Source organism: Amycolatopsis sp. N2S4-7 (assembly GCF_058119595.1).
Map to the genome: position 1 here is coordinate 5,009,442 of NZ_CP172299.1, position 23,019 is coordinate 5,032,460.

23 protein-coding genes are annotated in these 23,019 nt (G+C 71.7%); 8 read left to right on the forward strand and 15 right to left on the reverse strand.

Going from position 1 to position 23,019, the window contains the following annotated elements:
• Positions 1-111 precede the first annotated feature (111 nt).
• Complete coding sequence (locus ACH54P_RS23200) at positions 112-654, forward strand: PPA1309 family protein (protein WP_489916031.1); 543 nt, start codon at positions 112-114, stop codon at positions 652-654.
• Here ACH54P_RS23200 and ACH54P_RS23205 read toward each other — a convergent pair.
• Positions 651-1,655 (reverse strand): YlbL family protein, encoded by a 1,005-nt coding sequence (locus tag ACH54P_RS23205; protein WP_489916588.1) that lies wholly within the window; start codon positions 1,653-1,655, stop codon positions 651-653. The two genes, ACH54P_RS23200 and ACH54P_RS23205, sit on opposite strands and share 4 nt — an antisense overlap.
• A gap of 203 nt (positions 1,656-1,858) precedes the next feature.
• On the opposite strand from ACH54P_RS23205, the gene ACH54P_RS23210 reads away from it, so the two are divergent.
• Positions 1,859-3,235, forward strand: coding sequence for a zinc-dependent metalloprotease (locus tag ACH54P_RS23210; protein ID WP_489916033.1), 1,377 nt, complete (start codon positions 1,859-1,861; stop codon positions 3,233-3,235).
• 404 nt (positions 3,236-3,639) lie between these two features.
• On the opposite strand, the gene ACH54P_RS23215 is transcribed toward ACH54P_RS23210, so the two are convergent.
• Complete coding sequence (locus ACH54P_RS23215; RefSeq protein ID WP_489916035.1) at positions 3,640-4,149, reverse strand: M48 metallopeptidase family protein; 510 nt, start codon at positions 4,147-4,149, stop codon at positions 3,640-3,642.
• A gap of 230 nt (positions 4,150-4,379) precedes the next feature.
• Here ACH54P_RS23215 and ACH54P_RS23220 point away from each other — a divergent pair, with 230 nt between their 5' ends.
• The 3 genes from ACH54P_RS23220 to ACH54P_RS23230 all read left to right on the forward strand — a co-directional run bounded on the left by ACH54P_RS23220 (position 4,380) and on the right by ACH54P_RS23230 (position 7,877).
• Positions 4,380-5,426: a ThiF family adenylyltransferase gene (locus tag ACH54P_RS23220; protein WP_489916037.1), complete on the forward strand. Its 1,047-nt coding sequence runs from the start codon at positions 4,380-4,382 to the stop codon at positions 5,424-5,426.
• A 60-nt stretch (positions 5,427-5,486) separates the two neighbouring features.
• On the forward strand, positions 5,487-6,827 hold the full coding sequence (locus tag ACH54P_RS23225; RefSeq protein WP_489916039.1) for an ABC1 kinase family protein: 1,341 nt from the start codon (positions 5,487-5,489) through the stop codon (positions 6,825-6,827).
• A gap of 162 nt (positions 6,828-6,989) precedes the next feature.
• Entirely contained in the window at positions 6,990-7,877 is an 888-nt protein-coding gene (locus ACH54P_RS23230; RefSeq protein WP_489916590.1) for a hypothetical protein, read from the forward strand.
• Between the two features lie 90 nt (positions 7,878-7,967).
• Here ACH54P_RS23230 and ACH54P_RS23235 read toward each other — a convergent pair whose 3' ends face one another.
• The 6 genes from ACH54P_RS23235 to ACH54P_RS23260 form a co-directional block, all read right to left on the reverse strand.
• Positions 7,968-8,153, reverse strand: coding sequence for a hypothetical protein (locus tag ACH54P_RS23235; RefSeq protein ID WP_489916041.1), 186 nt, complete (start codon positions 8,151-8,153; stop codon positions 7,968-7,970).
• Positions 8,150-9,022, reverse strand: a complete 873-nt coding sequence (locus tag ACH54P_RS23240) for a class I SAM-dependent methyltransferase (protein WP_489916043.1) — start codon at positions 9,020-9,022, stop codon at positions 8,150-8,152. The genes ACH54P_RS23235 and ACH54P_RS23240 overlap by 4 nt, the downstream gene beginning before the upstream one ends.
• Before the next feature lie 272 nt (positions 9,023-9,294).
• On the reverse strand, positions 9,295-9,549 hold the full coding sequence (locus tag ACH54P_RS23245) for a hypothetical protein (RefSeq protein ID WP_489916045.1): 255 nt from the start codon (positions 9,547-9,549) through the stop codon (positions 9,295-9,297).
• Complete coding sequence (locus tag ACH54P_RS23250; protein ID WP_489916046.1) at positions 9,546-9,899, reverse strand: WhiB family transcriptional regulator; 354 nt, start codon at positions 9,897-9,899, stop codon at positions 9,546-9,548. Before ACH54P_RS23250 ends, ACH54P_RS23245 begins: the two co-directional genes overlap by 4 nt.
• Before the next feature lie 150 nt (positions 9,900-10,049).
• Positions 10,050-10,310, reverse strand: a complete 261-nt coding sequence (locus tag ACH54P_RS23255) for a hypothetical protein (protein ID WP_489916048.1) — start codon at positions 10,308-10,310, stop codon at positions 10,050-10,052.
• Positions 10,311-10,722: 412 nt separating this feature from the next.
• On the reverse strand, positions 10,723-12,807 hold the full coding sequence (locus tag ACH54P_RS23260) for an ATP-dependent DNA helicase UvrD2 (protein ID WP_489916050.1): 2,085 nt from the start codon (positions 12,805-12,807) through the stop codon (positions 10,723-10,725).
• Positions 12,808-12,872: 65 nt separating this feature from the next.
• Here ACH54P_RS23260 and ACH54P_RS23265 point away from each other — a divergent pair, with 65 nt between their 5' ends.
• The gene (locus ACH54P_RS23265; protein WP_489916052.1) at positions 12,873-13,601 is read left to right on the forward strand and encodes a DUF4191 domain-containing protein; all 729 of its coding nucleotides are present in this window, start codon (positions 12,873-12,875) and stop codon (positions 13,599-13,601) included.
• Positions 13,602-13,661: 60 nt separating this feature from the next.
• On the opposite strand, the gene ACH54P_RS23270 is transcribed toward ACH54P_RS23265, so the two are convergent.
• Entirely contained in the window at positions 13,662-14,051 is a 390-nt protein-coding gene (locus ACH54P_RS23270) for an RDD family protein (RefSeq protein WP_489916592.1), read from the reverse strand.
• Between the two features lie 269 nt (positions 14,052-14,320).
• Between ACH54P_RS23270 and glnA the strand changes: the two genes are divergently transcribed.
• Entirely contained in the window at positions 14,321-15,745 is a 1,425-nt protein-coding gene (gene glnA, locus ACH54P_RS23275; protein ID WP_489916054.1) for a type I glutamate--ammonia ligase, read from the forward strand.
• A 69-nt stretch (positions 15,746-15,814) separates the two neighbouring features.
• Here the strand turns inward: glnA and ACH54P_RS23280 are convergent, their stop codons facing one another.
• Genes ACH54P_RS23280 through ACH54P_RS23290 form a run of 3 tightly spaced genes read right to left on the reverse strand, consistent with a single transcriptional unit; the run spans position 15,815 to position 17,749 of the window.
• Positions 15,815-17,002, reverse strand: coding sequence for a GNAT family N-acetyltransferase (locus ACH54P_RS23280; RefSeq protein ID WP_489916056.1), 1,188 nt, complete (start codon positions 17,000-17,002; stop codon positions 15,815-15,817).
• A complete protein-coding gene (locus tag ACH54P_RS23285) occupies positions 16,999-17,331 on the reverse strand; it encodes an ArsR/SmtB family transcription factor (protein WP_489916058.1) in 333 nt (110 codons plus the stop codon). Before ACH54P_RS23285 ends, ACH54P_RS23280 begins: the two co-directional genes overlap by 4 nt.
• Before the next feature lie 55 nt (positions 17,332-17,386).
• Positions 17,387-17,749, reverse strand: coding sequence for a metalloregulator ArsR/SmtB family transcription factor (locus ACH54P_RS23290; RefSeq protein ID WP_489916059.1), 363 nt, complete (start codon positions 17,747-17,749; stop codon positions 17,387-17,389).
• A 70-nt stretch (positions 17,750-17,819) separates the two neighbouring features.
• On the opposite strand from ACH54P_RS23290, the gene ACH54P_RS23295 reads away from it, so the two are divergent.
• Entirely contained in the window at positions 17,820-18,299 is a 480-nt protein-coding gene (locus ACH54P_RS23295; RefSeq protein WP_489916061.1) for an ArsI/CadI family heavy metal resistance metalloenzyme, read from the forward strand.
• A 42-nt stretch (positions 18,300-18,341) separates the two neighbouring features.
• Here ACH54P_RS23295 and ACH54P_RS23300 read toward each other — a convergent pair whose 3' ends face one another.
• From ACH54P_RS23300 to ACH54P_RS23310, 3 genes are read right to left on the reverse strand one after another with little or no spacing between them, the layout of a single operon-like run.
• Entirely contained in the window at positions 18,342-18,779 is a 438-nt protein-coding gene (locus ACH54P_RS23300) for an acyl-CoA thioesterase (protein ID WP_489916063.1), read from the reverse strand.
• Positions 18,780-18,801: 22 nt separating this feature from the next.
• On the reverse strand, positions 18,802-21,777 hold the full coding sequence (locus ACH54P_RS23305; protein ID WP_489916065.1) for a bifunctional [glutamine synthetase] adenylyltransferase/[glutamine synthetase]-adenylyl-L-tyrosine phosphorylase: 2,976 nt from the start codon (positions 21,775-21,777) through the stop codon (positions 18,802-18,804).
• A 29-nt stretch (positions 21,778-21,806) separates the two neighbouring features.
• A complete protein-coding gene (locus ACH54P_RS23310) occupies positions 21,807-22,940 on the reverse strand; it encodes an inorganic phosphate transporter (RefSeq protein WP_489916067.1) in 1,134 nt (377 codons plus the stop codon).
• Between the last annotated feature and the right edge of the window lie 79 nt (positions 22,941-23,019).

Genomic DNA, 23,019 nt, shown 5'->3' on the forward strand with positions numbered 1-23,019 from the left:
CGCGTGCGCCCCCTGATTCCCTAACTCTACGGATGCCTCGTGAAGTTCCCGGGACCCGCCCAAACCGGACTCGCGGCAGTGTCGCGGGGACCGGCCTGACACGATGTGCGCATGGAACCGCAGCAGGCCGGCGTGGCCGCTCTCGCCCGCGAGATCGAGGAGTTCATGGCCGCGGCTGGCTGGGACCAGCCGCCGCAGCTGTTCGCCCTGGTGCCGACCGCGGCGCTGCTCGACGAGCAGCCGGAGCTGGCCGGGCAGCTGGACCGCACGAACCCGCTGACGCCGGTGGCCCAGGAGGCGCTGCCCGAAGGCGACCTCGCCGAGGCGCTGGGCCGGATCGCCTGGCCCGACCTGGTCATCGGGTGCGCGCTGGCGCAGGAGATCATCGTGCTGCCGCCGGGGTCGGAGTCGGAGCTGCCGGACGTCGCCGAGGCGGACTCGGAGAGCCTGCGCCGCGCGGCCGCCGACCACCCGCAGCGGACCGAAGCCCGGCTGGTGGCCGCGGTCCTGCGCGACGGCGAAGGCGCGTGCGTGATGCGGCTGCGCGGCATCGGCACGGCCGAGGGCACCGACGAATCGGTCGACGAGATCGTGGAAAGCCCCGAACTGGCCCCGAATCTGCTCGAGGCGCTGAAGGCCACGCTGCTGCCCTAGCAGGACGCCGTCGGCCGGCCCGCCTTCAGGTTGTCGAGCTGGGCGAGCGCGTCGTCCAGTGTGGACACCTTGATGAGGTTGAGCCCGGCGGGCGCGTTCGTCTTGGCTTCGGCGCAGTTGTGCTCGGGCACCAGGAAGTCGGTGGCGCCGGCCTCGCGGGCGCCGACGACCTTGAACGAGATCCCCCCGATCGGGTCGACCTCGCCCGTCTCGGTGATCTCGCCGGTGCCGGCGATGTGCCGCCCGCCCGCCAGGTCGCCGGGCTTGAGGCGGTCGATGATGGCGAGGGTGAACATCAGCCCGGCCGACGGGCCGCCGACGTCCTGCAGGGAGATGTTCACGGTGAACGGCGCGTCGGCGCGGTCGACCGCGGTGAGGCCGATGAAGCCCTCCGTGCGGTCCGGGCGCGAGGCGAGCGTGAGCGGCACGGTCCGCTCGGGCTGGCCGTCGGACTGGAAGGTGATCTGGACGGTCTGGCCGGGCAGGGTGCCGGCCAGCGCGGCCCGCACGTCGGCGGCTTCGACGATCTTCTTGCCGTTGACGGTGATCAGCCGGTCGCCCGGGGAGAGCACGTGGTCGGCCGGGCTGCCGGAGACGATCTGCTTCGCCAGCACCTTGATCGGGTAGCCGAGCTTGCGCAGGGCGGCGACCTGGGCGTTCGTCTGCGAGTCCTGCAGCTGCTGGATGTTCTCCTGCTTGACCTGCTCGTTGGTCTCGCCCGGCTTGAAGTACTCCTCGCGCGGCGCGAGCGCGTACCGGCCGCTCGCCCAGAAGCCGAGGCCCTGGAACAGCGTGACGCCGTCGTGCAGGGAGACGGTCGTCATCCGGAGCTCGCCGGTCGTCTGGAAGGTCTCGTGACCGGTGACCTGGATGACCGGGTTGCCCGCGGCGTCGCGACCCAGCGTGTCGTAGGTCGGGCCCGGGCTGATCGCCACGAACGGCACCGGCACGACCGAGCCGAGCACCACGAAGATCAGGAACAGCGAGCCGCTGACCACCAGAGTCCAGCCGCGGCGGGTCATCCGCCGGGCCTCGCCGGCCGGCTCCGCCGCCGGTTCCGGGGCGCTCTTCGCGGGGGCGGTCTCCTCGGAGGACTTGGTCACGACCGACAGCGTACGGTGACCGCGTTCGCTTCTCGGTGAAGGCCACGCACATGGGTCCGGTTGACGCGCTCCGGGGCCCTCGACCCGCGTACGGTGGACACATGAGCAAACCCCCGTTCGGCTTCGGACCTTCCGATCCCGACAAACGAGGTGAGAACGACCCCTCGGAAGGCGGGCAGCAGTCCGGCGCCGAGGCCTTCAACCAGCTCGGGCAGATGCTGAGCCAGCTGGGCCAGATGCTCAGCCAGGCCGGTACCTCCAGCGGGCCGGTGAACTACGACCTCGCCAAGCAGATCGCCCTCCAGAACCTGGGCAGCGCCGGCAACACCGGCGAGAGCAAGCTCGGCTTCTCCGGCGGAGACGACTCCAACGCGGCCGTCCGCGACGCCGCCCACCTCGCCGAGCTGTGGCTCGACGCGGCGACGATCCTGCCGGCCGGCGCGACGTCGACGGTCGCCTGGTCGCCGCGGACCTGGGTGGAGAAGACGTTGCCGACCTGGCAGCGGCTGTGCGACCCGGTCGCCCGCCAGGTCTCGGGCGCCTGGATGGAGGCGTTGCCGGAGGAGGCCAAGCAGGCCGCCGGCCCGCTGCTGCAGATGATGGGGCAGATGGGCGGGATGGCCTTCGGCTCCCAGCTCGGCAGCGCGCTGGCGCAGCTCGCGTCGGAGATGCTGACCTCGAGCGAGATCGGCCTCCCGCTGGCCCCGGCCGGGACGTCGGCGCTGCTGCCGGCGAACATCGAGAAGTTCGCCGAGGGCCTGGAGCTGCCGAACAGCGAGATCCTCGTCTTCCTGGCCGCGCGCGAGGCCGCGCACCAGCGCCTCTTCACGCACGTGCCGTGGCTGCGCCAGCGGCTGCTGGCGACGGTCGAGGAGTTCGCGCACGGCATCACGGTGGACACGTCCGCGCTCGAGTCGCTGGCCGGCCGGATCGACCCGTCGAACCCGGCGAGCATCGAGGAAGCGATGTCGTCCGGGCTCCTGGAGCCGCAGACGACGGAGGAGCAGAAGGGCGCCCTGAACCGCCTGGAGACGCTCCTGGCCCTGGTCGAAGGCTGGGTCGACGTGGTGGTGGCCGAAGCGGTCGGCGATCGCCTCCCGGGAGCGGACGCGCTGCGCGAGACGCTGCGCCGCCGCCGCGCGACGGGCGGCCCGGCCGAGCAGACGTTCGCCACCCTGGTCGGCCTGGAGCTGCGCCCCCGCCGGATGCGAGCGGCCTCGTCCCTGTGGAAGCTGGTGGGCGACCGCCACGGCCTCGAAAAGCGCGACGGCCTCTGGTCCCACCCGGACCTGATGCCGACGGCGGAGGACCTGGACGAGCCCCTCGACTTCGCCGACCGAGTGGGAACGGCGGGCTCGATCGACGACCTGGACCCGATCGCCGAGCTGGAGCGCACGGAACGTTCGGAGCGCGAGGAGCGGGAGAAGGAGAACCCCCCGAACCCTTCCGGCGACGAACCCGAAGAGGGCAAGAGCTGAGCAGTAACCCCGGAGCCGGGCGCCTCGCACCGCGAGGCGCCCGCTTCCATTTCCACCCCCGGCGCCCCACCCGCCAGACCGAACCCTCCAGGCCCGCGAGTCGTCCACCCAGGTCCGCGAGTCGTCCACCCAGGTCCGCGAGTCGTCCACCTAGGCACGCGAGTCGTCCACCCAGATACGCGAGTCGTCCACCCAGGCACGCGAGTCGTCCACCCAGATACGCGAGTCGTCCACCCAGGCACGCGAGTCGTCCACCCAGGTCCGCGAGTCGTCCACCTAGGCACGCCAGCCGACCGCCTAACCACCCGCGCCGCCCGCCAACCCGCCACTGCCCTGCCACGCCCGCACCCGGACGAAACCGGGGTGACCCGCAACCACGGATCACCCCGGCCACCGTCACCCGGTCAGTCCTCGGCGGAGATCCCCCACCCGGCAGCGGCCGACAGCCCCTCGAGGTAGCCGATCGCCCGTTCCGTCTTCGGGTACCGCCGCACCAGCGCCCAGAACGCCGCGTCGTGGCCGGGCTCGCGCAGGTGCGCCAGCTCGTGCACCAGCACGTAGTCGAGCACCCACGGCGGCACCTTGCGCAACCGTTCGCTGACCCGGATGGTCGCGTCGACCGGCGTGCACGACGCCCACCGCGTGCGCATCGGCGGCACCCAGCGGACGCTCGCCGGCACCGCGGTACCGGCCAGGTACTTGCCCGAGAGCAGCGCGCAGCGCGCCAGCAGGGCTTCGTCCGACGTCTTCGGGGACGCCGGCCGACGTGGTTCCGAGCGCTGCAGTTTGCGCTCCATCTCGGCGACCCAGTGTTTCTCCTCCGCCCTGGTCATCCGCGCCGGGATGAGCACGACGAGCGTGTCGTCGTTCCAGTACGCGGTGACCGTCCGGTGCCGGCGCTGGCTGCGCCGCACTTCGACCCTGTGTCCGGGTGTGTCCGACGGGGGGTTCGTCTCCCCCCGGCCTCTCAGTGAGGGCATCCGTGCTTCGACCACCCGACAACGGTAAGGCCAGGCACCGACAACTCCGAGCGCCTTAAGGTCACAGACCCGAGTTGTCCACAACTGCTTCCAACTGTGGACAACTCGGCCGTCCCGGCGTCTTCGCGGGCTTTGCGGTCGCCGCCGGCTGCCATCCTGCGGACATGATCCTCTCCACCGCGGACATGCCCCCCGTCCTGCTCCCGACCCACCCCGCCCTGCTCCCGGGCCTCACCGTGCTCGAACGCGGCTCGCGCGAAATCCAGATCGGGCTCGACCCGCGCCACGGCGTGGTCGTCGAAAACCTGCCTCCGGACCTGGTCACGCACCTGCGCTCGCTCGACGGCAGCAAGCCCGTCGAGCGAATCCTGCTCGCGGAGAGCGAACACCGCGACCAGCTGCGGACACTGCTGCGGCAGCTGACCGCGCTCGGCCTGGTCACCGACGCCGGCCGCCCCGAAGGCGCGGCTCTCCGCCGCGAAACCGGCCTCTGGTCCCTGCGCGCCCGCCACCACCAGAGAGCCCTGACGGACCGGCGCCGCGCGGCCGCGGTCGCCGTGCACGGTGACGGCCGGGTGGCGGTCGCGGCCGCCGTGCTGCTGGCCAACGCCGGCGTCGGGCACGTCGACCTGCGGGTGCCCGGCGCCGTGAGCGAGCACGACCTCGGCTCGGGCTTCACCGACGCGCACCTGGGCCGGCTCCGGCGGCAGGTGCTCGCCGATCTGCTCCGCCGGGTCGACCCCGAGGTCCGCGTCACCCGCCTGCAGGACCGGTACCCCGATCTGGTGCTGCTCACCGACGCCGTCGTCCCCGCTCCGGAGGTCGTCGCCGAGCTGATGGACGACGGCGTCCCGCACCTGCTCGTGCGCGTCCGCGACGGAACGGGCATCGTCGGGCCCCTGGTCGTGCCGGGCCGCAGCTCGTGCCTGCGCTGCGCCGACCTGCACCGGACCGACCTCGACCCGTGCTGGCCCCGCGTCGCCGGTCAGCTGGCCGGCCGGCACCAGCGGCCGGACCTCGGCGCGGTCCAGGCGTGCGCGTCACTGGCGGTCGCGCAGGCCATGCGGCTGCTCTCGCCCGCCGAGGCGGCGCCACCGGCGTGGAACGCGACCCTCGAAATCGACGCCTTCGACGGCCGCATCCGCCACCGCGGCTGGCCACCGCACCCGCGGTGCGGCTGCGGCGCGCGGGCGGTACTCCAGGAGACGTAGGCCACTAAGACGTCGCGAGCAGGCTGCGCGCGCCCGACGCCGCAAGGCAGAATCGCCGGTGTGACCGACTTCCGCGACCCAGGCGATCGTGACCCCGCGATGCCGCGCAAGGGTGCCGCCCGTACCGCCAAGCTCGCCAGCCTGCCCCTCGGCATCGCCGGGCGGGCGGTCGGCGGCTGGGGCAAGAGGCTCGCGGGCCAGAGCGCGGAGCAGGTGAACGCGACGCTGTCGGCCAAGGCCGCCGAGCAGCTGTTCGAGGTGCTCGGCACGCTCAAGGGCGGCGCGATGAAGTTCGGCCAGGCCCTGAGCGTGTTCGAGGCGGCGGTCCCGGACGACATGGCGAAGCCGTATCGCGAAGCCTTGACGAAGTTGCAGGCCGCCGCGCCGCCGATGTCGGTCCGGCAGACCCACCGGGTGCTCGCCGAGCAGCTGGGCCGCACCTGGACCAGCCGGTTCGCCTCGTTCACCGACGAGCCGGCGGCGGCCGCGAGCATCGGCCAGGTGCACCGCGCGGTCTGGCACGACGGCCGCGAAGTCGCGGTCAAGGTGCAGTACCCCGGCGCCGACGAGGCGTTGCGCAGCGACCTGCGGCAGCTGCAGCGGTTCAGCAGGCTGTTCCAGGCGTTCGTGCCCGGCACCGAGGTCAAGCCGCTGCTGGCGGAGCTCGCCGAGCGCATGAACGAGGAGCTCGACTACCAGGCCGAAGCCCAGCACCAGCGCGCGTTCGCGAAGGCATTCGACGGCGACCCGGGCATCCTCGTGCCGCGGGTCGTGGCCAGCGCGCCGAAGGTTGTCGTGACCGAGTGGGCGAACGGCACGCCCTTGTCGAAGGTGATCGCGGACGGCGACCGCGAGACGCGGAACCTCGCGGGCCGGCTGCTGGCGGAGTTCCACTACTCCTCCCCCGAGCGCGTCCACCTGCTGCACTCGGACCCGCACCCGGGCAACTTCATGATCACGGCCGACGAACGGCTGTGCGTCATCGACTTCGGCGGCGTCGCGCGGCTGCCCGACGGCATCCCCCGCCACCTGGGCGAGATGACGCGGCTGGCCCTCGACGGCGAGTCCGCCGGGTTGATGCGCCTGCTGCGGGAGAACCGGTTCATCCGGCCGGACAGCGACCTGACCGCGGACGAGGTGCTCGCCTACCTGGCGCCGTTCACCGAGCCGCTGGCCGAACCGACGTTCCACTTCACGCGCCGGTGGATGCAGAAGCAGGCGGGACGGGTGGGCGACAGCCGCGGCAACGACTTCCGCGTCGGGCGTTCGCTCAACCTGCCGCCCGAGTACCTGATGATCCACCGGGTGACGGCGGGGTCGACGGGCATCCTCTGCCAGCTCGACGCGGAGATCCCGGCGAGGGGCATCGTGGAGCGCTGGCAGCCCGGGTTCGCCGCCTGAGTTGTCCACAGGCTGGGCCTCGAACGGGCGGATCCGGGCGAGTTGTCCACAGCTGCGGGGAACGGGGTTCCACCCGGTTGGCCGAGCCGCCATGCTCGATGCATGACCGCTACGCAACGCACTGACCCGCTGTCCCTCAGTAATTCCGACGCCGGCGAGGTGATGAACCTCGAACAGCTACGCAGGGCCGGGGTGTCCGATCGAAGAACCCGGCGGCTCTGCGGCCCCGGCGGGCCGTGGCGCCGCCTGCACCCCGGTGTCGTCCTGCTGCGCAACACCGCGCCGACGCGGCGGCAGCTGCTGCAAGCGGCGCTCGTGCGCTACGGGCCGAAGGTGGCGATCACCGGCGCCGACGCGCTGCAGGCCCACGGCCTGAAGTGCCCGGCGGCCGGCGAGATCCAGCTGCTGGTCCCCGCGTACTGCCGGGTGGCGGCCTGCGAAGGGGTCCGCGCGGCACGCACGGCCCGGATGCCCGACCCGGTCGTGGTCGACGGGCTGCCGTTCGCCCCACCGGCCCGCGCGACGCTCGACCTGGCAAGGGCCGAACCCGACCCGGCGCGCATCCGGAATCTGCTGACACTGCCGCTCTACTGGGGTCTGTGCGAGCGCCAGGAGCTGCTGACAGAGCTCGACGCGGGGCCCCAACGCGGCACAGCGGCGGTCCGGAAGGTGCTCCGCGAACTCGACGACGGGCCGATCCGAGCCCACGGCCTGGCAACCCGCGTCCTGGACGCGGCCCGGCTCCCGCCGCCGAACTGGGACGTGACGATCTGCGACCGCCGGGGCCGCCGCATCGGCCAGGCCGACGCGTGGTGGGACGAGATCGGCCTGGCCTGGCAGTACCGCTGCGGCCCAGGCCCCACGGGCGGCTTCAGCCACCTGGCACTGGCGGCAACGGGGATCGTCCTGGTCCGCTGCACAGTTCGGCAGCTACGCCAGGTGCCCCACGAGGTCGCCCAGGAGCTGGCGAAGGCATTCGGCGACGCGTCCCGCACCCCAAGACCGCGGGTCCGAGCGATCCCGATGACACCGATTGGCGACGCCGCATGAGCCTCCCGACCAGCACCCAGCCTCCACCGTCCAACGAAATGATCCATCGGGAGCAGAACCCGACGATTCCCTCTCAGGAGCCCGCAGTGATCACCAGTACTCGTCCGGCAGCTTGCCCTCGATGTCCCGCACGTGCTGCCGCGCGCAGTCCGGGCACAGCCACCGCACCGCACCCCTCTCGCGGGTGGACACCCAGGCGAGCGCCGTAGCCGGGTCTTCATCCGAGCTGCGGCCGCGACCGCAGCGCGTGCACACGACCGGCTCCGGGGCGCTCACCGCAACCGTCCACAGTGGAATGCCTTGGCGCCGAACAGGTACAGGTCGTCCCGGTGGCCGAGGAAGTCCGGACCGTCCGGGTCGGTCAGCGCGGCGATCGCGGCGCGATCGTCGTCGTCGAGCCACTCCCCGACCGACTCGGCCAGCCACCCGACGCGGTGCACCACGTACTCGCGCAGGAGGTCCGAGCCCGGCATCGGGTGGTCGATGAGCGCGCCGAACGACTCGACGTCCTCGAAGCCGGCTTCTCGAAGCGCGCGCGGCCAGCCGTACGGCATGGCGACGCTGCCCGGGATCCCGGCGCGCATCCGGGCGAACCAGGCGCCCCGCGCGGCGAGCAGCCGTTGTTCCAAGCCGGGCCGGCCCACCCCGAGTTCCCAAGGGAGGCATCGCATCTCGAGCCCACCCTCGGCGATGGCGAGCACCCCGCCGGGCCGCAGGAGCCCGGCGAGCGTGCGCAGCGCGGCCTGCTGATCGCCGACGTGGTGCACCACCCCGGACGCCCACACAAGGTCGGCGGCGGGCACCCGCCCGGCCAGAGCAGGATCGGCGAGGTCACCCGCCTGGCTCACGACTTCAACGCCCTCGACGGCGGCCGCGGAGACAACCCGCCGCGCCTCGGCGAGCAGTTTCGGCGTGGCGTCGACGAGCACGACGGTGCCCCCGGAACCCCGGGCGAGCTCACGCGCGAAGTGCACGCTCATCCCACCGGCCCCGCACCCGACATCGACCACGGTAGGTCGCTCCGACAGCCCGTCGACGAGCCGCCGCGCGACGGGCGTGAGCGCTTCGGCGTCGAGGGTGTCGGCCATGCGCAGCTGGGCCAGGCGGTCCGCCCAGTCGATGTCGTCGTGGGTGTGTCCGGACATCACCCCATTCAACACCAGCGACCGCACGGAAACAGCTCACCCGAAGGAGGCCCCCGCCCGCCACAACAACACGGCCACGGCGACAAGGCCGCGGGGTCGCAGCAAGGCGCCCACCCCACAGCCCTCCGCAACCAGTGCGGCACGACGGCACGGCGCCGCCGCGCTCTGCGGCGCCGTGCCACGGCACAGCTCCACCGCGCATCAGCCGCGGCACTTGCGCCACCAACCACGCACGAAGGCCCCCGCCGCCGGGTGGCGACGGGGGTTCGCGCTCAGTTCTGGTCCTGGTACCGCTCCGCCCGGCGGGTCGCCCATCGGGCTACTCGCGTCCAGCGGCGTGCGGCACGCGCGCTACCTCGGGCCCGCTGGGCGCGGACCCCCTCCTCGAGATCCCGTATTCGGGCCCTGGACAGTTCTTCGTAAAGCAACATCTCGCTGATCTCCTCGATCTCGGTCTTGGTCAACTGCAGCTGCGTGCTGCTGGTGTGTGCTTCGTAATCCCTGGTCGTGACCGGTTCGACGCTCATGCGGCGGCGCTCCGGTGATCGCCGCCGGCCTTGGCGGCGGGCTCGACGGCGGCGTTCTTGCGCGGACGGCCACGGGGCCGCTTGCGCGCGATCACGGCACCGCGCTCGAAGATCTCGCCACCCCAGACGCCCCACGGCTCACGCCGTGCCAGCGCGCCGGCCAGGCAGGCCTCGCGCACCGGGCAGTCGGCGCACTGCGCCTTGGCGCGCTCGAGCTCGGCCGGGGACTCCGCGAACCACAGGTCCGCGTCGCCCGAACGGCAGGGCAGCGCCACGTCGGGGACGGCGACGGGGTCGAGCAGGTCGGCGAATATTGCCTCACCCGAGGTGTAGGCGATGGCCGAAGACATGGCAGTTCCTCCTTGTGTCGTACGGGTTTTCGGTTGGGAGATGGAGCTGGGCAACGCTGTTCCTCTTGGGTTGTGCAGCCAAAAACACGAAGGCCGCGGATCCGGGTTTTCCGGTTCCGCGGCCTTCGTGAGCCTCGTGTCCTGACTAGGTCAGGAACTTCGCTCCCGTATCGACAACGGAACACGGAACTGCTTGATGGTCGGCAGGTCAGCCTGCGGGTACGCGGCGACAACGCCATCGATCCCGAAGACGACGACATCACCGGTGGTCCAGCGCCGCTCGAGGCGACGCATGCCACGGACCCCGTGCGCGCTCACGGACACACCAGTGCCCGGGCGCTGAGCGGCCGCGACTTCCGCGGCGCAGGACAGACGGGTGCCCGGGTTCGTGAGCGTCATGTTGATGGTCATTTCACCGGCACCTCCTTCTGTACTCTGCACACACGGCCGCTTGGCGGCGCATCACGTGGATCCCCAGCCGAGCCCTTCGGGCTCGGTACTGGCAGGTTATTGCTCCCCACCACACCGAGGCAACTCAATTAACGGGAAAATCCTCGAAGTTACGAAGATCGCCCCTGAGCAGCGGGTTCGCCGCGTCGATCATGGCTCGGACGCGGTCAAGGCCACATCGGCGCGAGCAAGCCGCACCACCGGCTCGGACGCGACAGCAGCCACGCGCGAGCGGTCGCCCGGAAGGCCGCCCGAAGGGGCCGCTCCATCGGGCAGGACCCGGCCAGGCGTGACCGGAGGCGATGCGGGCGCGACCGTCGCCGAGAGGCAGCACTCAGCGCGCCGGATTGCCAGCACCGGCGCGCACCCACCGTCAGGAGGCCGACGAAGCCCGGACCACGGCCAGAATCTCCGCGCCGAAGCGCTCGAGCTTCGTCGCGCCGATGCCCGAGATCGACACCAGCGCCGCCTCGTCGGCCGGGCGTTGCTCGGCGATCGCCATCAGGGTCGCGTCGGTGAACACGACGAACGGCGGCACCTTCAGCTCGCGAGCCCGTTCGCCGCGCCACGACTTCAGGCGTTCCAGCAGGCCCTCATCCACTGTGGACGGGCAGCGGCCGCAGCGGCCCAGCTTGACGTCGATGGTCTCGAGCAGCGGCCCGCCGCAAACCCGGCAGCGCGTCTTGACCGGCGTCGACGGCTTCTGCTGGGACCGCGCCACCCGGGCGGCCGGGTGGTCCTCCGGGATCAGGCCGTAGAGGAACCGGCTGCGCCGCCGGTTGCGCCGCGCGCCCGGCGTGCGGGCCAGCGCCCACGACAGCCACAGGTGCTCGCGGGCCCGGGTGACGCCGACGTAGAACAGCCGCCGCTCCTCTTCGATCGCCGCTTCGTCGTCGCCGGCGTGCAGGATCGGGACCGTCCCCTCGGCGAGGCCGACGAGGAACACCGCGTCCCACTCCAGGCCCTTCGCCGCGTGCAAGGACGCCAGTGTCACGCCCTCGACCGTCGGCGGGTGCTGGGCCGCGGCGCGCTGGTCGAGCTCGGCGCAGAAGCGCGGCAGGTCCGCGTCCGCGACCGTCGAGGCGAGCTCTTCGGCCAGTTCGACGATCGCCAGCAGCGCGTCCCAGCGTTCCTTGGCCGCGCCACCGGCGGGCGGCGACTCGGTGAGGCCGACCCGGGCGAGCACCGAACGGACCGTCGTGACCAGGTCGGAACTGACGTCGCCGCTCGCGGCCCGCAGCGCCGACATCGCCTGCCGGACCTCCGTCCGGTTGAAGAACCGCTCGCCGCCGCGGACCAGGTACGGGACGCCGGCCTCGGTCAGCGCCGACTCGTACGCCTCGGACTGGGCGTTCACCCGGTACAGGATCGCGATCTCGCTCGCGGGGACGCCGCCGTCCAGCAGCTCGCGCACCCGCCGGGCGACGGCCTCGGCCTCGACCGCCTCGTCGTCGAACTCGGCGAAGCGCGGTTCCGGGCCGGACGGCCGCTGGCCGATCAGCTTCAGCCGCGAACCCGCCGGCCGGCCGCGCGCGGCGCCGATCACCCGGTTCGCCAGCGCGACGACCTCGGGGGTGGACCGGTAGTCGCGTTCGAGCCGGACGACGGTGGCGTCCGGGTAGCGCCGGGTGAACTCGAGCAGCGGCCGCGGCGACGCGCCGCCGAAGGAATAGATGGTCTGGTTGGCGTCGCCGACGACGGTCAGGTCGTCACGGCCGCCGAGCCACGCGTCGAGCAGTCGCTGCTGCAGCGGCGTGACGTCCTGGTACTCGTCGACGACGAAGCAGCGGTAGCGGTCGCGGAACTCCTCGGCGACGACGCCGTGCTCCTCGAGCACCGCTGTCGTGTGCAGCAGGAGGTTGTCGAAGTCGAGCACCTGCGCGGCGTTCTTCAGTTCTTCGTACGTGCGGTAAACCTGGGCGACCTGCGCGGCCGGCGCCGGGATGTCCCGCTGGGCGCGCGCGGTGACGGCCGGGTAGTCGTCCGGGCTGATCAGCGACGCCTTCGCCCACTCGATCTCGCTCGCCAGGTCGCGCAGGACTTCGACCTCGGTGCCGAGCTTGGCCCGGTTCGCGGCCTGGCCGACGTACCGCAGCTTGTTCTCCAGCAGGTCCCACGGCCGGTCGCCGACCACGCGCGGCCAGAAGTACCGCAGCTGGCGGCGGGCGGCGGCGTGGAAGGTCAGCGCCTGCGCCGCTTCGACGCCGAGGCCGCGCAGCCGCGTCCGCATCTCGCCCGCGGCGCGCGTCGTGAACGTGACGGCGAGCACCTGACCGGCGGAAACGTGCCCGGATCGGACGAGGTGGGCGATCCGGTGGGTGATCGTGCGGGTCTTGCCCGTGCCGGCTCCGGCGAGCACGCAGACCGGCCCCCGTGGGGCACTGGCGGCGGCGCGCTGCTCGGGGTCGAGGCCATCGAGCAGACGGTTGATGCTCTTGGTGGAAAGTACGCCGGTCACGTCCGGCATCCTCGCAGAGGGGGACGGGGAATCGGGGCAGGGGCACGCGGCCGTATCCTGGTCATATGGCGGGACAGCAGGACAAGGAAGCGGCCAAGCAGGCCAAGAAGGAGAAGCGCGCGGCGAGCAAGGCACGCCGTGGCCAGCTCTTCGAGGCTTTCAAGATGCAGCGCAAGGAAGACCCGTGGCTCATCCCGTGGATGGTGGGCTCGATCGTCGTCGTCGCCGGCGTCTTGTTCGGGATCGGGTTCTTCTTCGACGCGCAGTGGGTGCTGCTGCCGCTGGGCCTGGTGCTCGGCGCCCTGCTCGCCATGATCATCTTCGGCCGGCGGGTCCAGAAGACCGTCTACTCGAAGGCCGACGGCCAGCCCGGCGCCGCGGCGTGGGCGCTGGAGAACCTGCGGGGCCGCTGGAAGGTGACGCCGACCGTCGCGGCGACGACCCAGCTCGACGCGGTGCACCGGGTCCTGGGCGGCCCGGGTGTGGTGCTCGTCGCCGAGGGCGCGCCGCACCGGGTGAAGACCCTGCTCGCCCAGGAGAAGAAGCGCGTCTCCCGCCTGATCGGTGACACGCCGATCTACGACGTGACGATCGGCCACGAAGACGGCCAGCTCCCGCTGAAGAAGCTCCAGGGTTACCTGATGAAGCTGCCGCGCAACCTCAAGCCGGCCCAGGTCGACGCCCTGGAGGCGAAGCTGGCCGCCCTTGGCAACCGCGGCGCGGCGCTGCCGAAGGGCCCGATGCCGGCCGGCGCGAAGATGCGCAACGTCCAGCGCACGATCCGCCGCCGCTGACCCCCGCGTGCAGAAAGGCCCCCGTCCGGGATCCGGACGGGGGCCTTTCTCTTGAGCGCGTCAGCGCATCCGGATGACGACGGTGCCGGTCAGGCGGTCCAGCCAGCTGCGGCCGTCGGCGTTGCGGACCGCCGCCGGGATGAGGACGAACGTCAGCGCCGCCCGGACCAGCGCGCGCACCGGTCCGACCAGCGCGGCGCCGTCGAGGCGGGCGACGCGGATGCCGACCACGCCCATGCCGGGGGTGAAGCCGAAGAAGCCGGCCGAGATGACCGAGATGATCGCCCAGACGCCGCCGGACCAGAGGTTGAACTCCTGCATCGCGGCCGGGTCCTGCAGGCTGGGGTGCAGGAAGATCGCCGTGACCAGCGCCGCGACCACCAGGTCCACGATCAGCCCGAGCAGCCGCGCGCCCCCGCTCGCCGCCGAGCCGACGCCCGACTCGGGCAAACCGAACTTCTCGCCCGGCCAGCGCGAGCCGTGCTGATCAGTGCCCTGGCCACCGTCACCGGTGCCGGGGAGCCATTCACCGGTCCACCTCGCCACCCGTCTAGGGTATGCCGGTGGCGTAGAGCACATCCGACCTGGTCGGATACCCGATATCGACCACCCGTTAACACCGGCGAAACATACGGGTGACGGTCGGGCAACACCGCACTTTTAGCGTGAGCCGAAGAGAGCACTGCCGAACGAGCTCGAACGAGAAGGAGTCACCGAGGGTGCCCACTACTCCAGACGACATCCAGCGCCTCATCGCCGATGAGGACGTCGAGGTCATCGACGTCCAGTTCTGCGACCTGCCGGGCGTGATGCAGCACTTCACGGTCCCCGCGAAGGCCTTCACCGAAGAGGCATTCGAAGAGGGTCTCGCGTTCGACGGCTCCTCGGTGCGCGGCTTCCAGTCCATCCACGAGTCCGACATGCTGCTGCTGCCGGACGCGGCGACCGCGCGGATCGACCCGTTCCGCAAGGCGAAGACGCTCGCGCTCAACTTCTTCGTGCACGACCCGTTCACCCGTGAGGCGTACAGCCGCGACCCGCGCAACATCGCGCGCAAGGCCGAGCAGTACATCTCCGAGTACGGCGTCGCGGACAACGTGTACTTCGGGCCGGAAGCCGAGTTCTACATCTTCGACTCGGTCCGCTTCGACTCCGCCGAGCACGCCTCGTTCCACGAGATCGACTCGGTCGAGGGCTGGTGGAACACCGGTACCGACGAGGTCGGCGGCAACCAGGGCTACAAGACGAAGTTCAAGGGCGGCTACTTCCCCGTCCCGCCGGTCGACCACTTCGCCGACCTGCGCGACGACATCGTCCGCAACCTGACGAACACCGGTTTCGAGATCGAGCGCGCGCACCACGAGGTGGGCACCGCCGGCCAGACCGAGATCAACTACAAGTTCAACACGCTGCTGCACGCCGCGGACGACCTGCAGCTGTTCAAGTACATCGTGAAGAACACGGTGTTCGCCGCGGGCAAGACCGCGACGTTCATGCCGAAGCCGCTCGCCGGCGACAACGGCTCGGGCATGCACTGCCACCAGTCGCTGTGGAAGGACGGTCAGCCGCTCTTCCACGACGAGTCGGGCTACGCCGGCCTGTCGGACACCGCGCGCCACTACATCGGCGGCCTGCTCAAGCACGCCCCGAGCCTGCTGGCCTTCACGAACCCGACGGTGAACTCCTACCACCGCCTGGTGCCGGGCTTCGAGGCGCCGGTTTCGCTGGTCTACTCGCAGCGCAACCGCTCGGCCTGCGTCCGGATCCCGATCACGGGCAACAACCCGAAGGCGAAGCGCGCCGAGTTCCGCTGCCCGGACTCTTCGGGCAACCCGTACCTGGCGTTCTCGGCGATGATGATGGCCGGCCTCGACGGTATCCGGAACAAGATCGAGCCGCCGGACCCCATCGACAAGGACCTCTACGAGCTCCCGCCCGAGGAGGCCAAGGACGTCAAGCTGGTCCCGGGCGACCTGGGCACGGTCCTCGACACGCTGGAAGCCGACCACGACTACCTCCTCGAGGGCGGCGTCTTCACGCCGGACGTGATCGACACGTGGATCTCGTACAAGCGCGAAAACGAGATCGACCCCCTGCGGCTGCGCCCGCACCCGTACGAGTTCGCCCTGTACTACGACGTGTGATCGGGCTCTGAGCCCCACCTGACACGGGACGGCGGTCGAGGGGAATACCCCGCCCGCCGTCCCGTTCTTTTATGCGCCCGCTACCTCACTGCGGCGTTCGATCATCACGACGTCCCGCCAGTGGCCGTGGTGCCGGCCGAGGTGGTGGCGGATCCCCACCTCGCGGAAACCCGCCCGCCGATGCAGCGCCCGGCTCGCGGTGTTCGACGGGAAGATCCCGCTCTGGATCGTCCAGATGCCCGCCTTCTCGGTCGACGCGATCAGTCCGCTCAGCAGCAGCCGGCCGATGCCGTGGCCCCGCGAATCCGGGTGGACGTAGACGCTGTGCTCGACTACTCCCGCGTACACACACCGGGAGGACACCGCCGTGACGGCCGTCCAGCCGAGGACCTGACCCGCCGGGTCGATGGCCACCAGGCGGTGTGCCGGCAGGTGGGCCGCGTCCCACGTCGCCCAGTCGGGCGCCGTGGTCTCGAAGCTGGCCTCCCCCGTGTCCAGCCCCGCCTGGTAGATCGCCAGGACCTCGTCCGCGTGCTCCGGCACCATCGGTGCGAGCGCCGGTGTGGCGGCGCGGATGATCGCCGAATGCAGCTGGTCGCCGACCTCGTGGGTGAGCCGGACCTCCACGCCCACAAGGCCCGCCGCGTGCAGCAGCGCCTGGTAGCGGCCGAGGGTGAGCGCGCCACCGACGCATTCGACAGCACCCGTGAGGGTCGCGCGTTCGGCGTCGGTGAGGGTGTCGGCGGCCAGGATGTCCGTGATCCCGAGGCGGCCGCCGGGGCGCAGGACGCGGGCGATCTCCGCGAACACCGCCGGCTTGTCGGACGACAGGGCGATCACGCAGTTGGAGATGACGACGTCGACCGACGCGGCCGGCAACGGGATCCGCTCGATCGTGCCCTTGACGAACTCCGCGTTGGTCACGCCGGCCCGTTCGGCGTGCTGCCGGGCGAGGGTGAGCATCTCGTCGGTCATGTCGAGGCCGATGGCGCGCCCGGCCGGGCCGACGCGGCGGGCGGAGAGCAGGACGTCGACGCCGCCTCCGGAGCCGAGGTCGAGCACGGTTTCGCCGGGGTGCAGGTCGGCGACGGCGAGGGGGTTGCCGCAGCCGATGCTGGTCGCCACGATCTCCGCCGGGAGGTCTTCGCCGGCGTAGTGGACCGCACCGATCCGGTCCGCGTCGGCGACCAGGCCGGTTTCCTCCCCGGCCAGGGCTCGCCGGGCCGCGGTGGCGTAGCGGTCGCCGATGGCGTTCACGACGCGACCTCGCACGAGACGTCCGCGAACGCGACGGCGTCCCGGCCCATGACGACGTCGGCGGCGGTCGGGAAGCAGGACAGGCAGCGCTGGTTCACCCGGTACAGCCGGGCGGTGCCGCGCGGCTCGACCAGCACGAACCGGGCCTCGACGAGGACCTTGAGGTGCGCGGACACCGTCGACTGGCTCACGCTGACCCGCTCGACGACCTCCCCGACCGTCATCGGGCCGCCGGCCGAGGCCAGCAGGTTCAGGATCTGCACGCGAGTCGGGTCCGCGAGCGCGCGGAACCACCCGGCGTAGGTCTCGGCGGTGGCACGGTCCAGCATGGCGACCCCTTTCATCGTCCATCGACGATAGACGATGAACGTCGTCAGGGGAAGCTCAAGCCGGGACGACCGCGTCGCCGGGGACGAGCACCGCGGACAGCCGCGCCAGCACCTCGGGGTGGACGCGGTAGTACACCCACGTCCCGCGCCGCTCGCCGGTGATCAGGCCGGACTCGCGCAGCACCTTCAGGTGGTGCGAGATGGTCGGCCCGGTCAGGTCGAACGCGTCGGTCAGGTCGCACACGCACGCCTCGCCGCCGCCGTGGGACGCGATCATCGACAACAGCCGCAGCCGCACCGGGTCGGCGATCGCCTTGAACAGCTTCGACAGCTCGACGGCCTGGGCGTCCGTCAGCGGCTCGCGGGCCAGCGGGGCACAGCAGGCGTCCATCGCGACGATCGGCAGCTGTTTCGACATACGTCTATCTTGACATCTATCTACTCAGCGAGCAATCTGCTTAGACAAACGTCTATTCAAGGAGGACACGATGTCCCGAGTACAGCTCGCTCTGCGGGTCGGCGACCTCGAAGGTTCGATCGACTTCTACTCGAAGCTGTTCGGCGCCGAGCCCGCCAAGCTCCGGCCCGGCTACGCCAACTTCGCCATCGCCGAACCGGCGCTCAAGCTCGTGTTGCTGGAGGGCGAGCCCGGCCAGGCCACGGTCATGGACCACCTCGGCGTCGAGGTCGAGTCGACCGAGCAGGTCAGCGCGGCGAGCGAGCGGCTCACCGGTGAAGGCCTCGCGACGTTGACCGAGGACGACACCACCTGTTGCTACGCCGTCCAGGACAAGGTGTGGGTGCACGGCCCGGGCCAGGAGCCGTGGGAGGTCTACACGGTCAAGGCCGACTCGCAGACCTTCGGCACCGACAGCTCGGCCGCCGTCACCCCGGCCGAGTGCTGCACGCCCAACGCCGAAACCGGCGAGGTCGACAAAGCCACCCAGCCCGAAGGCTGCTGCGCCTGATCGTCCGGTCGGCGGCGAGGAGCCTCCCTCGCCGCCGTCGGGTCAGTCGCGTTCCGCGGTGGACAGCAGCTTGAGGTCCGCGCCCGCCTCGGCGAAGCGGCCGCGCGGGTCCTCGACCAGCTTGCGGCGTTCCAGGTCCATCAGGCCGAGCGTGCAGGTGATCTCCGCGGCGAGGGTGCCGTCGAGCTTGTGGATGTCCGAATCCATCTTGAACGTCTTGCCGCTGCCGAACTTCACGTCGCAGCTCACGTCGACGACGTCGCCCGCGCGCAGCTCGCGGCGGAACACCACGTGCGTCTCCAGCAGGACCGAAGCGAGCTTCGCCTTCTGGAAGCCTTCGAGCCCGCCGGCCGCTTCGAACAGCTCCAGCCGCGCGACCTCGCCGTAGGAGTGGTAGACGGCGTGGTTGAGGTGGCCCAGGGTGTCCAGCTCGTAGTGCCGGACCTTGATCCGGGTCCGGAACGGTTCTCGATCGGTCACGGACCCCACTGTAAGCGACCGCTCAGCTCTCGTAGAACAGGTGCTCGACGACCGCGTGCGCCCGCCGCGTGATCCGGCGGTAGGTGTCGAGGAACTCGCCGGGGTCGTCCCCCGCGGACTGGCCCAGCACCCTGGCCACCGCGGCGAGATCGCGGCCCGAGCCGGGGACCTCGTCGACGGCCTTGCCGCGCACCAGCATCCCCGCGTTGCGCACCCGGGTCGCCAGCAGCCACGCCTCCGTCAGCGAATCCGCTTCGGCCTGCTCGGCCAGGCCCGCGCCGGGCAGCACGGCCAGCGCGTCGAGCGTGGACGTCGTCCGCAAGCCCGGAACCGAGTGCGCGTGCTGCAGCTGCAGCAGCTGCACCGTCCATTCGACGTCGGCGAGACCGCCGCGGCCCAGCTTCGTGTGGCGCGTCGGGTCGGCGCCCTTCGGCATCCGCTCCGTCTCGACGCGCGCCTTGATGCGGCGGATCTCGCGCGCCTTCGTCCCGTCCAGGCCGCCCTCGGGGTAGCGGATCGGGTCGATCATCGCGATGAACCGCGCGCCGAGCTCGTCGTCACCCGCGATGAACCGGGCCCGCAGCAGCGCCTGCGCCTCCCACACCTCGCCCCAGCGCGCGTAGTACGCGCGGTAGGACTCCAGCGTCCGCACCAGCGGCCCGCTCCGGCCCTCCGGCCGCAGGTCGGCGTCGACCAGCAGGGCCGGGTCCGGGCTCGGCGCGCCGAGCATCTTCCGGACGGTCTCCGCGACCGTCGACGCGAACCGGACCGCTTCGGCGTCCGAGACCCCTTCGGCAGGCTCGCACACGAACAGCACGTCGGCGTCGGAGCCGTAGCCCAGTTCGGCGCCGCCGAGCCGGCCCATCCCGATGACGGCCAGCCGCGCCGGCGTCCGGCCGAGTTCGGCCTGGCGTTGGCGGAACGCCGCGGCCAGCGCGCCCTGGAGGACGGCCACCCAGACGCTGGACAGTGCCTCGCACACGCCGGGCACGTCGAGGAGGCCGAGCAGATCGGCGCACGCGATCCGCAGCAGCTCGTGCCGGCGCAGCGAACGCGCGGCGGCGACGGCGGCGTTCAACCCGGGCTGACGCCGGACGGCGGCCCGCAGCGACGTCGCCACCTCGGCGGGCGAGCGGCCGAGCAGCCGGGCCGGGTCGCCGAGCAGCTGCAGCACCTCGGGCGCGCGGACCAGCAGGTCGGGCACCAGCCGGGACGTGCCGAGCAGGACCGCCAGCCGCTCCACGACCGTGCCCTCGTCCCGCAGCACCCGCAGGTACCACGGGGTGTCTTCGAGCGCCTCCGAAACCTTCCGGTACGACAGCAGGCCACCGTCGGGGTCGGGGGTGTCGGCCAGGAGGTCGAGCAGCACCGGCAACAGCGCCTGCTGGATCGCGGCGCGCCGCGAGACGCCGGCGGTGAGGGCCTTGATGTGCTGGAGGGCACCGTCGGGCGCGGTGTAGCCGAGCGCGGCCAGCCGGCTGGCGGCCTGCTTGGTCGTCAGGCGCAGCGCCTCGGTCGGCACGTTCGCGACGGACTGCAGCAGCGGGCGGTAGAAGATCTTTTCGTGCAGCCGCCGGATGCCCTTGCCGTGCTTGCGGAACTCCGCCAGCAGCGCCTCGCCCTGGCTCTTGCCACCGCTCGCCTTCACCCCGCTGGCCCGCGCGAGGATCCGCAGCTCGTCGGTCTCCGACGTCGCCGGGAACAGGTGGGTCCGGCGCAGCCGCCGCAGCTGCAGCCGGTGCTCGAGCATCCGCAGGAACTCGTACGACGCGCCCAGCTCGGCGGCGTCCTGGCGACCGACGTACCCACCTTCGCCGAGCGCCGCGAGCGCGTCCATCGTGGACGGTGAGCGCAGGTCCGCGTCGACCCGGCCGTGCACGAGCTGCAGGAGCTGCACGGCGAACTCGACGTCACGCAGGCCGCCGCGGCCCAGCTTGAGCTCGCGCTCGGCGTGCTCGGACGGCACGTGGCCCTCGACGCGGCGCCGCATCTGCTGCACCTCGGCGACGAAGTTCTCCCGGTCGGCCGCCGCCCACACCAGCGGCGCCACCATCTCGGCGTACTGCCGGCCGAGCTCGGCGTCTCCCGCGACCGGGCGCGCCTTGAGCAGCGCCTGGAACTCCCAGGTCTTGGCCCACTTCTGGTAGTAGCCGTGGTGGCTGTCCACCGTGCGGACCAGCGCGCCGGCCTTGCCCTCGGGGCGCAGCGCCGCGTCGACCTCGAAGCACGCCTTGCCGGTCACCCGCATCATCGTGCTCGCCAGCCGCGTGGCGACGCCGAGGTCGCCGGCCCCGGCGAAGATGACGTCGACGTCGCTGACGTAGTTGAGCTCGCGGCCCCCGCACTTGCCCATGGCGATGATCGCGAGCGTGCCTTCGGCGGACTTGCCGACCTCGGCCTCGGCGACCACCAGCCCGGCGGCCAGCGCGGCCTCGGCCAGCTCGGTCAGCTGCGCGGCGACTTCGGCGTAGTTCGGGTGCTCGAGCCCGGCCTCCACGACGTGCCCCAGGTCCGCGGCGGCGATGCCGAGCAGCTGGGCGCGGTAGGCGACCTTGAGGGCCTGCTCCGCTTCGAGCCCGGTGAGCACGGAACCGTCGTCCCGCACGAGAGCCTCGTGCAGGTTCGCCCGGTAGCAGGCGGCGTCGGTGCACTTGTCGCCCGTGAGCGAGTGCCACTGGGCGGGGTTCGCGGCGAGGAAGTCGGCAAGCGCGCTCGACATCCCCAGCACGCTGAGGAAGCGGCCGCGGAAGGTCCGGTTCGCGCACAGCTGCTCCGCGAGAAGGACCCACTCGGCGCGGTTGGCCTCACGGATCCGGTCGAGCCCGCGCAGCGCGAGATCGGGGTCGGCGGTGCGGGACAGCGCCGCGAGCACGTCGGCGGCCGACGCGACCGGGCCGGCGTCGTCCCACCAGCCGGCCGCGCGCAACTGCCCTTCGGCACGGGCATCGGTGAAGCCGTACCTCGCCGCCGAAGCGGTCGTTCGCGCGCGGTCTGCCATCACGGACCACCGTAACCCGGCGGATCCGCTCAGGCGGCGAGCCGGCCCGGCTCGGTCTCGGCCGGCGTCGGCTCGGGCACCTGGAAGCTGTGCGCGGTGACGGGGTGGCGCCGCGACAGGAGGTAGATGCCGAGACCGACGCCGATCCCGACGACGCCGACGGCGATGGTGCCCGCGGTGCCGAGCGAGGCGATCTTGCCGGAGACCGCGCCGACGATCGCGGCCGCGGGCAGCGTGAACAGCCAGGCGACAACCATCCGGCCCGCCATTCGCCAGCGGACCGGCGCGTCCCGCCGTCCGACGCCGGAGCCGATGATCCCGCCGGAGCACACGTGCGTCGTCGACAGCGGGAAACCCAGCCGCGACGAAACCAGGATGACCAGCGCCGAGCTCGTCTGGGCGGCGAAGCCCTGCGGGCCTTCGATGTCCGTGAGGCCCTTGCCGAGGGTGTGGGTGATGCGCCAGCCGCCGAGGTAGGTGCCGGCAGCCAGCGCGCACGCGGCGCTGACGATCACCCACGCGGGCGGGGCGGCCCCCGCCGGCAGGCTGCCGGCGGTGACCAGCGTGAGCGTGATGACGCCCATCGTCTTCTGCGCGTCGTTGGTGCCGTGGGCGAGGGAGACGAGCGACGCCGAGACGATCTGGCCGACCTTGAACCCGCGCGTCGCCGGGCGGCCCCGGACCAGGAAGCGGTAGACGAGGTAGGTCGCGACCATCGCGACGACGCCGGCGATGACCGGGCTGGCCGCGGCCGGCACCAGGACCTTCTCGACGATCTTTCCGAAGTGGACCGAGTCGGTCCCCGCGGAGATCCAGGTGGCGCCGATCAGGCCGCCGAACAGCGCGTGCGACGAGCTCGACGGCAGGCCGACGAACCACGTCACGAGGTTCCAGACGATCGCGCCGATCAGCCCGCCGAAGACGATCGACGGGCCGATCTTCGTGTCGTCGACCAGCCCGCTCGAGATCGTCTTGGCGACCTCCACCGACAGGAACGCGCCGACCAGGTTCAGCACCGCGGAGATCGCGACGGCGACGCGGGGTTTCAGGGCCCCCGTCGCGATCGACGTCGCCATCGAGTTCGCGGTGTCGTGGAACCCGTTCGTGAAATCGAATATCAGGGCCGTGACGACAACGATCACGACCAGCAACGAGGGTTCCACCCCGACCTCCGCACCCTTGTGGGGACTCCTCCCGCAAGGTACCTGACGGGTGAACGGGGCAGTTAACAGGCCGTTTCCG

Bases quoted from the DNA above. Each gene is read 5' to 3' on its own strand.
- ACH54P_RS23200 (WP_489916031.1), top strand. From the start codon at position 112: ATGGAACCGCAGCAGGCCGGCGTGGCCGCTCTCGCCCGCGAGATCGAG.
- ACH54P_RS23210 (WP_489916033.1), top strand. From the start codon at position 1,859: ATGAGCAAACCCCCGTTCGGCTTCGGACCTTCCGATCCCGACAAACGA.
- ACH54P_RS23220 (WP_489916037.1), top strand. From the start codon at position 4,380: ATGATCCTCTCCACCGCGGACATGCCCCCCGTCCTGCTCCCGACCCAC.
- ACH54P_RS23230 (WP_489916590.1), top strand. From the start codon at position 6,990: ATGAACCTCGAACAGCTACGCAGGGCCGGGGTGTCCGATCGAAGAACC.
- ACH54P_RS23240 (WP_489916043.1), bottom strand. From the start codon at position 9,022: ATGTCCGGACACACCCACGACGACATCGACTGGGCGGACCGCCTGGCC.
- ACH54P_RS23245 (WP_489916045.1), bottom strand. From the start codon at position 9,549: ATGAGCGTCGAACCGGTCACGACCAGGGATTACGAAGCACACACCAGC.
- ACH54P_RS23250 (WP_489916046.1), bottom strand. From the start codon at position 9,899: ATGTCTTCGGCCATCGCCTACACCTCGGGTGAGGCAATATTCGCCGAC.
- ACH54P_RS23255 (WP_489916048.1), bottom strand. From the start codon at position 10,310: ATGACCATCAACATGACGCTCACGAACCCGGGCACCCGTCTGTCCTGC.
- ACH54P_RS23265 (WP_489916052.1), top strand. From the start codon at position 12,873: ATGGCGGGACAGCAGGACAAGGAAGCGGCCAAGCAGGCCAAGAAGGAG.
- ACH54P_RS23285 (WP_489916058.1), bottom strand. From the start codon at position 17,331: ATGCTGGACCGTGCCACCGCCGAGACCTACGCCGGGTGGTTCCGCGCG.
- ACH54P_RS23290 (WP_489916059.1), bottom strand. From the start codon at position 17,749: ATGTCGAAACAGCTGCCGATCGTCGCGATGGACGCCTGCTGTGCCCCG.
- ACH54P_RS23295 (WP_489916061.1), top strand. From the start codon at position 17,820: ATGTCCCGAGTACAGCTCGCTCTGCGGGTCGGCGACCTCGAAGGTTCG.
- ACH54P_RS23305 (WP_489916065.1), bottom strand. From the start codon at position 21,777: ATGGCAGACCGCGCGCGAACGACCGCTTCGGCGGCGAGGTACGGCTTC.